At 39.0% G+C, this 15,121-nt stretch carries 18 protein-coding genes; all 18 read right to left on the reverse strand.

The window, feature by feature from the left end:
* Positions 1–4: 4 nt before the first annotated feature.
* Positions 5–1,267: a glutamyl-tRNA reductase gene (gene hemA / locus FC27_RS01960; RefSeq protein WP_029508135.1), complete on the reverse strand. Its 1,263-nt coding sequence runs from the start codon at positions 1,265–1,267 to the stop codon at positions 5–7.
* Between the two features lie 25 nt (positions 1,268–1,292).
* Entirely contained in the window at positions 1,293–1,721 is a 429-nt protein-coding gene (locus FC27_RS01965) for a precorrin-2 dehydrogenase/sirohydrochlorin ferrochelatase family protein (protein WP_010624059.1), read from the reverse strand.
* A 2-nt stretch (positions 1,722–1,723) separates the two neighbouring features.
* Positions 1,724–3,232, reverse strand: coding sequence for a cobyric acid synthase (locus FC27_RS01970; RefSeq protein ID WP_010624060.1), 1,509 nt, complete (start codon positions 3,230–3,232; stop codon positions 1,724–1,726).
* A gap of 2 nt (positions 3,233–3,234) precedes the next feature.
* On the reverse strand, positions 3,235–4,062 hold the full coding sequence (locus tag FC27_RS01975) for an energy-coupling factor ABC transporter ATP-binding protein (RefSeq protein WP_010624061.1): 828 nt from the start codon (positions 4,060–4,062) through the stop codon (positions 3,235–3,237).
* Positions 4,063–4,072: 10 nt separating this feature from the next.
* Positions 4,073–4,753 (reverse strand): cobalt ECF transporter T component CbiQ, encoded by a 681-nt coding sequence (cbiQ, locus tag FC27_RS01980; RefSeq protein ID WP_010624062.1) that lies wholly within the window; start codon positions 4,751–4,753, stop codon positions 4,073–4,075.
* Complete coding sequence (locus tag FC27_RS01985) at positions 4,753–5,079, reverse strand: energy-coupling factor ABC transporter substrate-binding protein (protein WP_010624063.1); 327 nt, start codon at positions 5,077–5,079, stop codon at positions 4,753–4,755. Before FC27_RS01985 ends, cbiQ begins: the two co-directional genes overlap by 1 nt.
* Positions 5,069–5,845: an energy-coupling factor ABC transporter permease gene (locus tag FC27_RS01990; RefSeq protein WP_010624064.1), complete on the reverse strand. Its 777-nt coding sequence runs from the start codon at positions 5,843–5,845 to the stop codon at positions 5,069–5,071. Before FC27_RS01990 ends, FC27_RS01985 begins: the two co-directional genes overlap by 11 nt.
* A gap of 147 nt (positions 5,846–5,992) precedes the next feature.
* On the reverse strand, positions 5,993–6,682 hold the full coding sequence (locus FC27_RS01995) for a cobalt-factor II C(20)-methyltransferase (RefSeq protein WP_010624065.1): 690 nt from the start codon (positions 6,680–6,682) through the stop codon (positions 5,993–5,995).
* Entirely contained in the window at positions 6,675–7,460 is a 786-nt protein-coding gene (locus FC27_RS02000; RefSeq protein WP_010624066.1) for a sirohydrochlorin cobaltochelatase, read from the reverse strand. The genes FC27_RS01995 and FC27_RS02000 overlap by 8 nt, the downstream gene beginning before the upstream one ends.
* Positions 7,453–8,850: a uroporphyrinogen-III C-methyltransferase gene (gene cobA, locus FC27_RS02005; RefSeq protein ID WP_010624067.1), complete on the reverse strand. Its 1,398-nt coding sequence runs from the start codon at positions 8,848–8,850 to the stop codon at positions 7,453–7,455. The genes FC27_RS02000 and cobA overlap by 8 nt, the downstream gene beginning before the upstream one ends.
* Positions 8,847–9,599, reverse strand: a complete 753-nt coding sequence (gene cobK / locus FC27_RS02010; protein WP_010624068.1) for a precorrin-6A reductase — start codon at positions 9,597–9,599, stop codon at positions 8,847–8,849. The genes cobA and cobK overlap by 4 nt, the downstream gene beginning before the upstream one ends.
* Position 9,600: 1 nt before the next feature.
* Positions 9,601–10,332: a precorrin-3B C(17)-methyltransferase gene (gene cobJ / locus FC27_RS02015; protein WP_010624069.1), complete on the reverse strand. Its 732-nt coding sequence runs from the start codon at positions 10,330–10,332 to the stop codon at positions 9,601–9,603.
* A 12-nt stretch (positions 10,333–10,344) separates the two neighbouring features.
* On the reverse strand, positions 10,345–11,406 hold the full coding sequence (locus FC27_RS02020) for a cobalt-precorrin 5A hydrolase (protein ID WP_010624070.1): 1,062 nt from the start codon (positions 11,404–11,406) through the stop codon (positions 10,345–10,347).
* On the reverse strand, positions 11,396–12,166 hold the full coding sequence (locus FC27_RS02025; protein ID WP_010624071.1) for a cobalt-precorrin-4 methyltransferase: 771 nt from the start codon (positions 12,164–12,166) through the stop codon (positions 11,396–11,398). Before FC27_RS02025 ends, FC27_RS02020 begins: the two co-directional genes overlap by 11 nt.
* 1 nt (position 12,167) lies before the next feature.
* The gene (locus FC27_RS02030; protein ID WP_010624072.1) at positions 12,168–12,731 is read right to left on the reverse strand and encodes a decarboxylating cobalt-precorrin-6B (C(15))-methyltransferase; all 564 of its coding nucleotides are present in this window, start codon (positions 12,729–12,731) and stop codon (positions 12,168–12,170) included.
* Positions 12,721–13,323, reverse strand: coding sequence for a cobalt-precorrin-7 (C(5))-methyltransferase (locus FC27_RS02035; RefSeq protein WP_010624073.1), 603 nt, complete (start codon positions 13,321–13,323; stop codon positions 12,721–12,723). Before FC27_RS02035 ends, FC27_RS02030 begins: the two co-directional genes overlap by 11 nt.
* On the reverse strand, positions 13,320–14,453 hold the full coding sequence (gene cbiD, locus FC27_RS02040) for a cobalt-precorrin-5B (C(1))-methyltransferase CbiD (protein ID WP_010624074.1): 1,134 nt from the start codon (positions 14,451–14,453) through the stop codon (positions 13,320–13,322). Before cbiD ends, FC27_RS02035 begins: the two co-directional genes overlap by 4 nt.
* Positions 14,454–14,457: 4 nt before the next feature.
* Positions 14,458–15,117, reverse strand: coding sequence for a cobalt-precorrin-8 methylmutase (locus tag FC27_RS02045; protein ID WP_010624075.1), 660 nt, complete (start codon positions 15,115–15,117; stop codon positions 14,458–14,460).
* Between the last annotated feature and the right edge of the window lie 4 nt (positions 15,118–15,121).

The raw sequence follows: 15,121 nt of genomic DNA on the forward strand, positions 1-15,121 counted from the left end.
CCCCTCATACTTCAAGTTTAAAAATTGTTTTCAAAACATCTAAATATTTATCTGCTTCATCATTGGTCGAAAGTTCCTTGATCTCTTTGATCGGTTCTTTCAACATTTGATTGATAATACTTTTCATATGTTTGCGGATAACTTTTTGTTGATGATCATTTAATTCTGGCAATTTATTGAGTAGACTGTCATAAACATTTGATTGAATATCAACAGCTTGTTCACGTAACTTTCTGATCATTGGTACAACATTCAACTGTTTTTGCCACAAGAAATAATCTTCGATCTCATTTGGAATCTGTTTCTTCACTTTATCGATTAATTGCAGCTTTTCGTGATTATTATGACCAACGATCTCAGTCAAACCATCCATATCAAAATATTGACAATTACTGATTTTTTGAAAATTACTCAAGTTTCTAGGCACACCCAAGTCAACAAAAACCATCTGGTCAAATTCCTGGTCATGTTCTCTGACCCAGTCTTCACTATAAAGCGGTTTTTTAACTGAAACGGCTGATATAACAGCATCTGAATCGTCCAACACTTCAGGCAAACTGTCTAAAGGTTTAACCTCAGCAGTTAGATGCATATCATTAACGACTTTTTCAGCTCGTGAGACTGTCCGATTGACTATATAGACTTTCTTAAAGCCCATCGTTGATGTGTTCAAGAGTGCTTGTTGACCCATTGTACCAGCTCCAATGACAGTCAATGTCTTATCAGAAAGGTCAGAAAAACTAGCCTTTATTTGATGAATACCAGCTTGTGTGGATGTTTCAGCGTGTTCGTTGATTTTGTATTCTGCGTGAGTCCACTTAGCAAAAGTGATCACCTGTTGAAAAAGATGATTGAACAAAACTCCAGTAGTCTTGTTATCTTGAGCGGTAAAAAAGGCATGCTTAACTTGTCCCAAGATCTGAGCTTCTCCGATATCTGGTGAATCGATCCCACAGGCAACTTCGAAGAGATGGCGAACAGCTACTTCGCCAGTCCTGAGTGTCAAATAATCAGCCAACTGATCCATATCAAATTCAAACCAATTTGCCAAAAAACGCTTGATGTAATAGCGACTGGTGTGGACCTGGTCAACTACGGCATAAATCTCGGTCCGTTCACAAGTTGACAAGATCACATCTTCAAGGATACTCTTTTCGCCAAAAAGTGCTTGATGAGCTTCAGCTATTTCTTCTTTGTCAAAATTGATCTGCTCTCGTAGTTCAATTGGCATTGTTCTAAAATCTATTCCCACACAAACTATAAACATTTTTACACTACCAATTCTTTCTTAATTATTTATCCAGCCAATTTTGCAAGGCTTGGCGCTTTTTCTTAGTGGCAAAAGGATCTTTGCCTAAACTTGAGATCGAATAAACATAGCCATCGTATTTAAAGGTCGCAACATTGTAAAAATCTGAATTATATTTGTCACTGGTATTGTTGACTAATTGATGAGGATAAGCTGCTTGATAGACTTGTTCATTGACTTTTTTATCATTGGTACAAGCTAAAACTAGATCGGCATCAGCTAAGAGATCTTTTGAATACTTTGCTTTGATCCAATTAACTTTATTAAGATTGATCCGTTCATTGATACTTGGACTGATGATTGTGATTTTGGCATTTTCAGCCAGCAATTTTTGATATTTTCGAAAAGCTACCTGACCACCACCAACTATAGTTACTGGTCTATTGGTCAGATCTACCATAATTGGATACATCTTTATTCCACCTTTTGAGATTCATCCATAATTTTTAAGATCTGGTCGACATCAACGTTTTCTTGAAATTCTTTACAGAGTTCGTCATATTGAGTTTCTTTAAAGTCTTTCAAGGAACCAACGACATTTTTCAAAGGTCCTAATCCTTTACTGCTACGGATCCGATTCAAATAACGTCTCGTCCACTCAGGATTATCAAAAATTCCGTGTAAGTACGTTCCATAGACCTTTTTGTTATGACTGATAGCACCGTCTAAATGATCAGCAACGTTTCCATTAGTTTCAATGATCCGAGCTAGTGGTTGCGTACCTTCGTCCAAAATAGTTTTACCCATATGGATCTCATAACCATCAACTTCTTGCTGACCAATCATGGCTTTTGACTGATTAGTTGTCTTGGTATCTTCGTAATACGTCGTTGTCGACAACAGTCCTAACCCTTCTTGTTCTTTGATATCTGATTCAACTTCGTTGGCATCGATCAACTTCTTACCTAAGATCTGGTAACCACCACAGACACCAAAAATAAATGTCCCACGACTATGTAGGGCTTTAATTGCCATATCGAATTTGGATTCTTTTAAGAAGGCTAGATCCTCATTGGTATTCTTACTGCCGGGAATAATGACCAAATCTGGAGTTCCTAACTCATTAGGACTTGTAGCGTATCTGACAGAAACATCTGGGTGCATGGCTAAACTATTGAAATCAGTGAAATTAGATATCTTTGGTAAAACGACAACTACGATATCAAGATCCTTAGAAACATCCATGACTTTATTTTTCCGAGTCAAGGCTACAGAGTCCTCATCATCGATCTGGACCTTACTGTAAGGCATGACACCTAAAACTGGGACACCAGTCAAAGCTTCGATCATATCGTTACCGCTTTGGAGCAAAGAGATATCACCACGGAATTTATTGATGATGATACCTTTGATCCGCTCTTGATGGCGACGTGGCAAAAGCTTGATAGTTCCATAAATCGAGGCAAAAACTCCACCCTTATCAATGTCAGCAACCAAAATGACAGGAGAATCGGCTATATCTGCCATCCCCATATTGACCATATCGCGGTCATTTAAATTGATCTCAGCCGGGCTCCCGGCTCCTTCCAAAATAACGTCATCATATTCGTCAGCTAAACTTTGATAAATGTCAGTAATATCGCCTCGTAATTGGGGTTTATATTCTTGATATTCTGCTGCACTCATATCGCCAATAACTTTGCCATTGACGATAACTTGTGAATCACTGTCAGTCGATGGTTTTAATAAAATTGGATTCATCCGTACATCTGGTAAAATCCCTGCTGCTTCAGCTTGAAACACTTGGGCACGTCCCATTTCTTGACCATCGGCCGTAATATAAGAATTTAAAGCCATATTTTGCGATTTAAAAGGAACAACACGTTCATTTCTATCAGCTAAAAAACGGCAAAGAGCAGCAACCATCCAGCTTTTACCGGAGTCGGATGCTGTTCCTTGAAACATAATTGATTTTGCAGTCATAACTATTCTCCATATTCTGAAACAAAGTCCCTCAACTTTTGATCAGCAAATAATTGCTCTTCGTCATTATAAAGTGGTAATCCTATCTCCCGATGGAGACGAACGATGTATGGCACTTCAAGCTTGGCTTGGCGAATTGCTTGATCATCTTCAAAAACCTGTTCCTTTTTTCCTTCGGTAATAATTTTACCATCACTCAGAACATAAAAATAATCGCATACTTCATACATGAAGTTCATGTCATGACTGGAAATAACTAATTGGATACCATCTGAGATGAGTTGCTTGATCAAATTTTTCATGCGTTCTTTACCATCAAAATCTAATCCAGCAGTTGGTTCATCCATCAAGATCCATGAAGGCCTCATTACTAAAACACCAGCAATGGCAACACGTTTCTTTTGGCCACCGCTTAAATATTGAACAGGTCGATCTTGCAAGTCCTCAATACCTAAACTTTTAAAGACCCAATCAAGCCGTTTTTCGATTTCTCTTTCGTCTAACTTCAAATTACGCAAGACAAAGGCTACGTCCTCTTTCACATTCGGGTAAAAAATTTGATTATCCGAATTTTGAAAGACCATCCCCAACTGCGTCCGAAGTTTGCGAAGACTACGATTATCATACTTGATTGCCTTATCGCCAAAATAAATTTTCCCAGAAGTAGGTTTTTCAAGGCCAACGATATTTTTCAATAAAGTGGATTTTCCGGAACCATTAGGACCAACCAGACCAATTGAATAACCAAATTTTCCAAAATCAATGTTAATGTCATGCAATTGCTGACTTTGACTGTCATATCCAAAATTTACATGTTCTAATTTGATCACTGAGATCACCTCATTTCAGGTTAAAGTTGCCGTCAAATAGTTTCATTTCAAGACTATCTTGCAGTTGTTCGTATCTGATCATTACTTGCATGAAGAGCATTTTTAACAAAATTGAGATCGACTCGAGTGAATTTTTAAAGCCGGAATAGCCTAGCCGCATTTGCTGGGCGTGGTAAATCTTGATACATTCGTCGAGAAAAATAAAAATGAAGCGGTAAATCAGCATCGTTTGCTCAACAAATAATTTTGGTAAATGGATCTGTAACAAGACGCTCATTAATTGCTGAAATGGTGTCGATAAGGCCAGAAAATAAGTACAAACGATTGCCGTCATTGCTTGAAGTCCAAGGACTAATCCTTGGACTAAGGTCACTTTGGAAACTCCAAAGTAAATCGAGCCCAACTTGAGCGACCAGTACATGACCGATGGATCACTTGAAGCGGTCAAAATAATTCCGACCACGCTCAAAAGCAAAAATGGCAAGATTGGATAAAACCATTTCAAATAGCGATGAACTGAAACTTGGGTGATATTGATTGTTAAACCAGCGACAACGATCATCGTGAAAACTTTCAACCAAATCAATGGCTGAAAAGCTCCGGTCAGACCAACGATGAAGAAAATAATTTTCCACCAAGCACCTAATTTAGCAAGTTTATTCTCATAAGCATATTTATCGATGACTAGCATTAGGCTGTTTGCTTCTTAGCGGAAGTCTTGGCAGCTGTCTCCGCTTGCTTTTTTTGCTTATTTTTACCACGTTGATAACCAAAAATATAGGTGATAATCCCAGTCCCTAAGCTTCCTTGCAAAGTGAATAATAAAGTTTCAATCTCACCGGATGGTGGAGTCCATAATGGTTTGGCCCAAACCTTATATCCAGGATCATTTTTAGTTATTTGTTGCGTACCTTGATCATCGCTACCACCAAATTCACCGTGTGATAAAACTAATGGACCACCAATCAAAATAAATATCAAAACAATCAAAATAATATTCTGAGTTTTATTTTTCATATAGCAATGCACTCTCCTCGCTCCACAATTTGTTGCTGATGATCAAGTTGTAAACAATAACTGTTAGTAATCCTTCGGCAATAGCTAGTGGTACTTGAGTTACCGCATAGATACCCATGAACTTGACCCAGGCACCAAATACGCCATGATTAGGATCTGGAAAGACCACTGCCAATTGACAAGCAGTTGTCACATAAGTAACCAAATCAGCAAAGAAGGCACAAAGAAAAATAGAGATTTTTTTATTAACGTGTAATTTTTTACAAATAATTAAAACTAACCAACCGATTATCGGACCAACGATCGTCATTGAAAATGCATTAGCACCCAAAGTGGTTAAACCACCATGAGCTAGTAACAAAGCTTGAAATAGTAAAACAATGACACCCATGATAACTAAGACACCGGGTCCGAACATAACCGTTCCTAGGCCGACACCAGTCGGATGTGAAGATGAACCTGTTACTGATGGTAGCTTCAGCGATGATAAGACAAAAACATAAGCTCCACAGAGGGCAAACATTAATTTTGTGTTCTTTTCATGACTATCTTGTGTAATTTTTTTCAATCTATAAAGTCCATATATGAAAAATGGTGCACTTAAAACATACCAAAAAATACACCATTTTGGTGGCAGCATACCTTCCATGATATGCATGGCATATACTGTCCCAGGGGCAATTGCAAAACCAACTGCCATGATCAACATACATTGAACAGTTAGATCCTGAGATAATTCTTTAATTCTTGAAAATAATCTTTTCATGTTTTCCCCCTAATTTTGTGATTAACTGAACACTTATTCACATTAATTTATCAAAACCAAAAATACTAGGTCATTTGAGGAAAACCACTAGAAAATGAAAACGCATAACTAAAGTTTATAAAAATTCATTTTTTAGATATTCACCGATTATTTTTTAATAATCATTGTTGAAAAATAAGGGATTTTCGACGTTTCATCTAAGTCCTGAGCATAAGTAATTACTTCATTGGTCATCGATGCATTCGAAATGATTGCTGCCTTTGATAATAGTTGCTGCTCTTTTAAGAACTGATAGATCTCAGGAAACTTACTGGAGATTTTCATCAAGACTAAATTGTCGTTGTCGATGATGAATTTTTTGATCTCGTCGATATCCTTAGTGGCTGGTACGACTGTCAAACTTTGATCATCTAACATCAATGGTTCTTTCAAAGTTGCGGCAATTTGCGAGAACGATGATATTCCAGCGATGATTTCAACTTCGATCTCTTTTTCAACGATTTTTTGAATATAACTAAAGGTACTATATACCGAAGGGTCACCTAAAGTTAGAAAACCGACATTTTGGCCTTTTGTGACATCTTCGATGACCTCTTTGGAGATTTTTTGCCAACTCTTTTGACGTTCTTCAACATTACGAGTCATTGGAAAATGGCGTTCCTTGATCTCGGTCTTCGATTGCAAATATGGTTCCGCAATCTTAAAAGCGGTACTCTTCATGCCATTGTGGGCAATCGGTGTATAAATAACATTCAAATTTTTGATGATATTGACCGCTTTAACTGTGATCAACTCACTGTCACCAGGTCCGACCCCAATCCCAAATAATTTACTCATGAACGACACTCCTTATCGCAGCTCTTAAATGTTTAACGAATTGTTTCTGGATAAATTCTGATTCCCCAAGACCAACTACGTGAGTCGTCGTTGTGAAACCTTCTCGTTGAAGGATCGAATTCCAAGAATTCTTATCGTCAGAAGCCATATCCTGATTAGCATGATTACCTGCGACCAGCATGAACGGATAAAGCTGAACTTTCTTGACGCCAGCCTGTTTCATCCGCTTGATCTCAAGTTTCAAATCTGGCCAACTTTCGACTGTTCCTAGATACTTACCGCTCCCCATCAACATATGATCTAAACAGCCATATGCAGTGAAAGCAACGTCAGTCGCTGTCCCATGACCCATGAATAAAATTGCTTCATCGTCGGCTGTAGTTTTAAAGTTGATCAAGAAATTCTTAACGTCACGATAATCAACTAAACTAGTCAATAATGGTTTCCCAATCACAAACTTCTCAAAGTCTTGAGCGTATGGAGATAGTGATTTAACAACTAAATCATATTCATGTCCAGGTATTATGTGAAGTGACTGCACAAAGACTTGTTGATATCCTAACGACCTGATCTTCTCGATAGCCTTGATCGGAGTATCAATATCCAAATGTTCCTTCTCGAGTATCCGTTTCAAAACAATTTTGGAAGTAAAGGCTTCAAAAACATCTGCTTCCGGAAACTGTTTGGCAATCGCATTTTCAGTTGCATTGATAGTCTTTTTTCGTGTATCAGGATAGGTCGTCCCAAAACTAACAACTAAAATAGCCGTTTTAGACATTTTGTTCATTCTCCTCTAATAAAAATTTGATGACTTCACTTGATTTAGGTTTAAGCAATTTAATCTGAGTAAAGCCTTTTTGAATCAGCAACTTTTGCACCATTTCCCCCATTGCCAAACAAGGGATATTTTGCAGTTGAGATTTTTTTCCTACCATTGTACTGTCGACCAAATCATCGACCGCATTCGAACTGATAAACACCAGTTGGGAAATCCCAGTCAAATCTAAATTCTCATTACTGACAACTGATCGATAATAATTTGGGAAAAAGTTTTCTTCAGGTAGCTTGTCAGGTTTGTTTCGTCCGACGAATGCCAGTAAACTTGTTACGTCGTAATCTTCTAACAATTTAGATTTGATGCCCAATCCGAACAGGTGATTCTGTACTCGAGTGTTAGCAGTCAAAATTTGTTTATCAGCTAATTCTCGAATATCTTGGCCTGAATTGACTAATTGTTTGAGAAACATTTGATAATTAGTGGCATCTTCAAAACAAATTTGCTTAAAATCTAGTAACTTAGTCAAATCAATTTGCTGAGTTTTTTGAATACTGCGCCGGTAAGTTACTACACTTGCTCCGTGATCTCGTAACGAATCAATCAACTTCTGCGATTTATTATCAGCAATCAAGATACGCTGCCCAGATAATGGCTTGACTTGTTGTAGCTGGTCATGCAGCTTAACGACATCTCCCACCGCGATGATGCTCGGTGAAGCAATCGTAGACTCTGCTGCCTTAGCTAAGATGTTGTCTAAGTCACCGATCAATTCTTGCTGACGCCATTGGGTCGCCCATTGAACGATAGCTACTGGCGTGTGGATATCTTTACCAAAATTAGTCAATTCTTCAACAATCAGTTGAAGGTTTTCCATTCCCATCAAAAAAATCAACGTGCCTTCTTGATGGGCAATATTTTCCCAATCTAAACTGCCATTTTCTTTTTTTAAATGGGCCGAGATAACGTGAAAACTGGAGGCAAAATCTCGATGTGTCACCGGGATACCAGCAGCAGCTAAGCCACTGATGGCACTGGTCAATCCGGGAATAACTTCAAATTCGATCCCGTTGGCTTGCAAAAATTGGGCCTCTTCGCCACCACGTCCTAAAACGTAAGGATCACCAGCCTTTAAACGAACGACGTTTTCTTCGTTCAAAGCATAGTCGACTAACATTTTATTGATCTCAGTCTGTTTGACCCGATGATGGTGTGGCATCTTACCAACGTTGACCAATTTGGCATCTGGTCTAGTAGTAGACAAAATAGCCGGATCGACTAGTCGATCAAACATGACGACGTCAGCCGAACTCAACCTTCTTTTAGCTTTGACAGTCAACAGTTCTGGATCTCCTGGACCCGCGCCGACTAATGAAACTAATCCATTGCTCATGCCAGTTCCTCCATCTCCGTTTTCAGATCAGTCAAATTATCAACTTCATGAGGATAATCTAATTTAGGACGTTTAATGATATAGCAAGGTATGTTCAAATCTTGACAAGCCTCGATCTTCTCGTTGATACCACCCTGTTTGCCACTTTCCTTGGTGACTAAAGCAGTTGCATCTGCATGCTTCAGTAGTTGAATATTAAGCGCTTTCTCGAAGGGTCCACGAATTCCATCCACTCGATCAGCCGGTATACCTAGCTTAGTTAACTTTTCCATCACCCGTGTCACAGGCAAAACGCGCACATGGATCCGGTCAACACCTAAACGATCGACATACTGGCCGACTGTATTGCTACCAGTGGTCAAATATACATTGCCAGTCGTTTTTGCGAGTCGGTCACAAACTTGTTCTAGATTGTCCAACAAAATAATATTGTCATCATTTTCATAAACATTTTTGCGTTCAAACCGTAAATAATTGATCTGACATGCTTTGGCTGCCTCCATTGCATTCTGTGAGGCAATCTTAGCAAATGGATGGGTCGCATCGAGGATCAGCCCGATTTGATTATTATTAATATAGTTTTGCAATTGTTGCTGATCCATCGCTGCTTGAAGGACTTGCGAATGATGTTGTAAAGCTAAATCAGCACCATACTTTGAGACGACGGAAATAATAAAATCTACGTGCTCTTTTTCTAAAAAATCGGCGATCTGAAGGCTTTCAGTCGTTCCCCCCATCATTAAAATCATGCTAGATCCTCTTTTCGTATCCTCTTGGTGTGATCATCTTGTCACCTGATTGATAAGTGTGTTGATTACCGACGATGACGATGGTTGTCATATTGATTTCAGTCTCATCAAGATCTTTGATGGTCGTGATTTTCTCAATCTCATTTTCACGCGCAACATCTTTACCGATACCAACGACTGTATCTTCTGATTTATATTTCGTAATAATATTCAAGGCTTCTCTTAATAAAGTTGGACGTTCGCGACTTCTTGGATTGTAGAGACAAATGACAAAATCGGATTTAGCCGCAGCATCGATTCGTTCTTGGATAACTTCCCAAGGAGTCATATGGTCGCTAAGGCTAATGTGACAAAAGTCATTCATCAATGGAGCACCTAACTTGGCAGCTGCTGCAATACTAGCAGTCACACCGGGAACGATTTTAACTTTGACTGAGCTTTCTTTTTTGTCGATCAATTCTAAGATCAATCCTGCCATACCATAGATTCCTGAATCCCCACTGGAAACGATGGCAACATCTTGGCCCTTTTCAGCTTCCTCGATAGCTTGGGTACAACGTTCGATCTCACCACGCATCCCATTACTGATCGTCGGTTTGTCACCAATCATATCTGAAATGATATTTAAATATGTCTTATAACCAACAATAACTTGTGACTTATCTATGGCATCAATAGCCTCTTGAGTCATTAAATCTCGTGAACCTGGTCCTATTCCTACTACGTATAACATGAATTTCCTCCATTATTGATGGCTCATGGCCATAGTGATTTCCTTGCCAGTAAATTGTTTGATAGCAACTATATTGCCACTAACAAAGTTGGCAGAACTAGAAGCAACATTACCTACACCGACCGTTTTTTTAACGAACTCAGACGAAGGATAATTAACATCGACCACGGAAAGTTCTTCTGCTGAATGAAATTCCGTTTGGGCATTTAAAGTCTTAGCTAAATATTGGATCGCGGGTTCATTTTTCTTCAAGTCGATCGAACAAATTGTATTGATCGATGACCAAGCCAGATGATTGATACTCATAAACATTGCAAAAGTTGTTTGCATCATTTCGCACGTAACGTTCTTTCGACATCCTACACCAAGCACATTGAGCTTTGGAACAACGTGAATGGTATTCACTTGCTTGTCAAAATCAGTTTGGTCTGAAACGACTACTACGGGAGCGTCTGTAGCTTCAGGTATTTGATTTTTTGTTATGATTGTGAAGCCCTTGAGCATGTGGACTTTTGGCAAAAAGTAGTCTTCTATGTATAAATAAACTCGTTCTTTTTCAGCTAATTTACGATTGATCAACTTAGTATTTTCTTTGAAATTTGGATACCAAGCATGCAAATTCTTAGCTAATAGATCCAGCGAAGCAACTTTCTCAGTATCAGTTGCAGTAGTGATGACTGGATCAGCTTTTAAGATCTCAGCAATTTTTTGAGTCCATTGATTTGCACCACCAACGTGGCCTGATAACAAGCTGATCACATGTTGGCCTAATTCATCGATCACTAAGACGGCTGGATCAGTCGTCTTATCTTGGATCACCGGCGAAATCGTCCTAATGGAGATACCAGTGGCCATGATCATGATTAAGCAGTCAACTTGTTTGAACAATTGTTGAACTGTCGGTGTAAATTCACCTTTAGCAATCGAGTGATCGACTTGGTTATTAGAAATACGCTCAGGTGCGTATAAATGAACTTGTAAGAGATTTTTAAGTGCTTGTTTAATCTGTATACCTATTTTCGTACCAGCATTGGTAATTGAAACGATAGCGATGGATGGATCATTAGTTAACATTTTTCTTACCTTGACGGAATCCAGTTGAAAATGTTGGATCATACAAATGCGAATAGTTATATTCATCACCTAAAAATTTACCAACCATGATCAATGCTGTACGAGTAATATGCGCTTCTTTGACCTTATCGCCGATATCGGCTAAAGTTCCTTTGACTAATTTTTCATCTGGCCAAGTAGCCTTATAAATAACGGCTGCAGGGGTATCTTCTGGGTAACCACCTTCAAGTAGTTGACGGATAACTTTTCTGACACCTTGAACAGATAAGAAGATGATCATTGATGTTTGATGCTTAGCAAATGATTGAATAGATTCACGTTCAGGGACTGGAGTACGACCCGCCATTCTAGTGATGACAACACTTTGAGAGATTTTGGGAACAGTATATTCAACGCCCATTTGCGAAGCGGCACCTAAGAAAGAACTAACGCCGGGAACAAAATCAAATGGGATATCTCTTTTCTTCATTTCCTCGATCTGTTCACGAACTGAACCGTAGATTGAAAAGTCACCTGTTTGTAGGCGGACAACGTCTTTATCAGCTTTGATTGCCTTATCCATGCAATCAATTATCTCTGGAAGATCCATTTCAGCACTGTTATATATTTCAGCATCATTTTTGCAATAGTCTAAGAGTTGCTTATTGACTAGTGAACCAGCGTAAATGATCACGTCAGCTGCCTGCAATTTTTTATAGCCTTTCAATGTGATTAAATCTGGGTCTCCAGGGCCCGCACCTACGAAACTTACGATTGCCATATTAATCTTCTCCCTTTTTTGCACTAATAATGATAGTTGGATTTTGTGGTTTGAAATAATGTCCTGGTCCTAAGTGATACCACTTAGAAACAGCCACTTGAATAACGTCTAGATCAGTGAACGATGATTTCTCTAAGTAATCGATTGCCGTCGTGGCATTCTCATTCAGAATAAAATTCAGTACTAGGTGACCTGATTTTTCTAAATGCTGATAAGCATAATCAATGATGCCTGATAACTCACCGCTAGAACCACCAACGAAAATACTGTCAAATATTTTTTCTGGCAGATCCTTAGGAGCATCCCCTTTGATCAATTGCAGATTTTCGATCTGGAAATGTTTTAGATTCGTTTGATTTATTTGAATCGCATCAGGATTCTTTTCGATTGCAACAACTTGCAATTGTGGGAACTCAAGTGCCGCTTGCATGCTGACACTACCAGTACCCGAACCAATATCGAGCATGGTCTTTTTATCACTAAGATGTAACTTATCGAGACTGATTGCCCGAACCTCTTCCTTTGTCATTGGTACCTTATTACGAATAAATTCATCATCTTTCATTTGTTATCAACACCACATTCATTTTGTATTCTCGATCCGAGATTGAATTCTCATCTGTTCGAGTGATTTTTTCATCAGGATAACTCAGGTTTTCGCCAATAACGATTTGACGATGTTGGCCTCGTTTTTTGATTTCTTGAGCAATTTGAAACGGGCCAATTTTATCGTCGGTCACCATACAGATAATTTCGTGTTGCAATAAGAAATCAAAATCAGGTATCCGACCATGACTACTAGTCAAATAACTGTCGTTCATAGCGATGCCGACCCGATTGAATAAATATTGAATCGAACTGATACCAGGAACTACCGTAACCTCTTGATTTGAGATCTCTCGCTTGAGCCAATTGGCGATACCGTATAAATAAGGATCTCCTGAAGCCAATAAAACGATTCTCTGTGTCTGATTTTTTAACAAGAAATCCTTTAAAACCATTAGTTTAGGCAAAACCATCGATTTATCTTCCGGCAAGTCAAACAGAGCCAATTGACGTTTACTACCGATCACCAAGTCAGCCTTTTCAACTTCATCAAAGACTCGTTGGATCATTAAATTTTTTGCACCAGGTCCGATACCCGTAACTGTAATCATCGCCAGCTCTCCTTTAAATGATCTAGGTCATCTGTCGCAGCCAGAAATTTTTGTCCCGAGAAAATCACCGCATCGATAGCAACTTCTGGTTTTCTGTGAGCTAAAAGTTTCTCCGAACGGTATTTGATTCGATCAACAATTTGCTGATAAACTTTTTGATAACCTGCTTTGTCAATATAATCAACCATCGAAATAGTCGTTAAACTGTTGTAAACATCATTGATCAATTGCTGTGGAGCTCCTAAAAGTGCTAAGTTGGCCACCATGATCTCAGCTCGAGCATCAGCATCTTTACTGTGCGTCGAAAAAATCCCTCCAGCGACCTTGATGAATTTACCAAGATCTCCGACCATCAGACAACGTTTGAAACCAAGGCGCTGAACCTCATGCAAAACGTAACCGACAAAATTACTCATTTGAACTTGTTTATCCATTGGCAATTGCAAAACATTCTTAGTGAAATCTTCACCATAATTACCCGGTGTCAAAATAATATCTTCGTCACCGCGTTCGCGATGGATATTCATCTCGATTGAAATAGAATGCTTCCAACTTTCTTCAGACATTGGTGTCACGATGCCACTCGTCCCTAAAATCGAAACTCCACCAACAATACCTAATTTGGGATTGTAAGTTAGTTTGGCGATATCGACCCCTTCTGGAGCTGAAATGACCACATCAGCTCCACGGTCTTTACCTAAAACTTCTCGGACCGCTTGCTTGATAACCTTTCTAGGGACTGGATTGATTGCTGCCATCCCTGGAGGATTGGCCAGACCCTTCTTGGTCACGCGACCAATTCCTTTACCGCCGTCTAACGTCAGCTGATCATCGTCACGTAGATTGACAGTCGAATAAACGATCATCCCATGGGTAGCATCTTGATCATCGCCACCGTCTTTTTTGATCCCGACGGTTGCCTTGTCTTGATCAAATTCAACACTTTCTAAATGAAATTCAGCTGTTTGTCCATTGGCTGCATTGACACTGATCTCTTCCAATGGTTCCTGCGACAATAAAATTTTTAAAGCTGCCACTGACGCTGCCGTTGCAGTAGTTCCAGTCGTATAACCTTTTCGTAATCTTTTCCCGTTGTAATAAACGTAATCTTGCTCATTTTTCTCGACCATCAGTTTAATCTCCTTCGATCAGATCCAAATTATAAGAAATAGCATTTACTAATGCTGCCGCTAAGTTGCTGCCTCCTTTACGATCAATATTGACAATTGAAGGTATCTCGCTTTCATCTAAAGCGACCTTGCTTTCCTTAGCTTCAACAAAGCCAACTGGGACACCAATGACTACAGCTGCATCGAGCTTGCCTGCTTGCTGCATATCAATAATTTTGTATAAAGCAGTCGGAGCGTTACCAACGACAAACATTTTCTCCGTCTCATCTTGAGCTGCCAACTCGATTGCGGCCATTGAACGAGTAATACTTTTCTCCTTGGCCATTTTGAAGGTTTCTGGTTCAGCGATAAGACAATGATATTTGACACCTAATTCATCCAACTTTCGTTTGTTGATACCTGATAAAGCCATGGTTGTATCAGTGTAGATTGCTCCTTTGTGTGTCAAAACGTGTTTAACTTTTTTGATAGCGTCTTGTTTGAAACTCAATGTATTCAAATAATCAAAATCGGCTGTAGTATGAATGGCTCGCTTGATGATGGCAGCTTCGATATCAGATTTGAACTGATATCCGGGATGTTTCTCATCGATCTCGTCTTGGATCATTTCAAAACTTTTATCGGTAATTTTATTGGGGATTTTAATATATTTTCTATCTTTCATAGTT

It is taken from the genome of Companilactobacillus versmoldensis DSM 14857 = KCTC 3814 (assembly GCF_001434295.1).
Lineage (GTDB): Bacteria > Bacillota > Bacilli > Lactobacillales > Lactobacillaceae > Companilactobacillus > Companilactobacillus versmoldensis.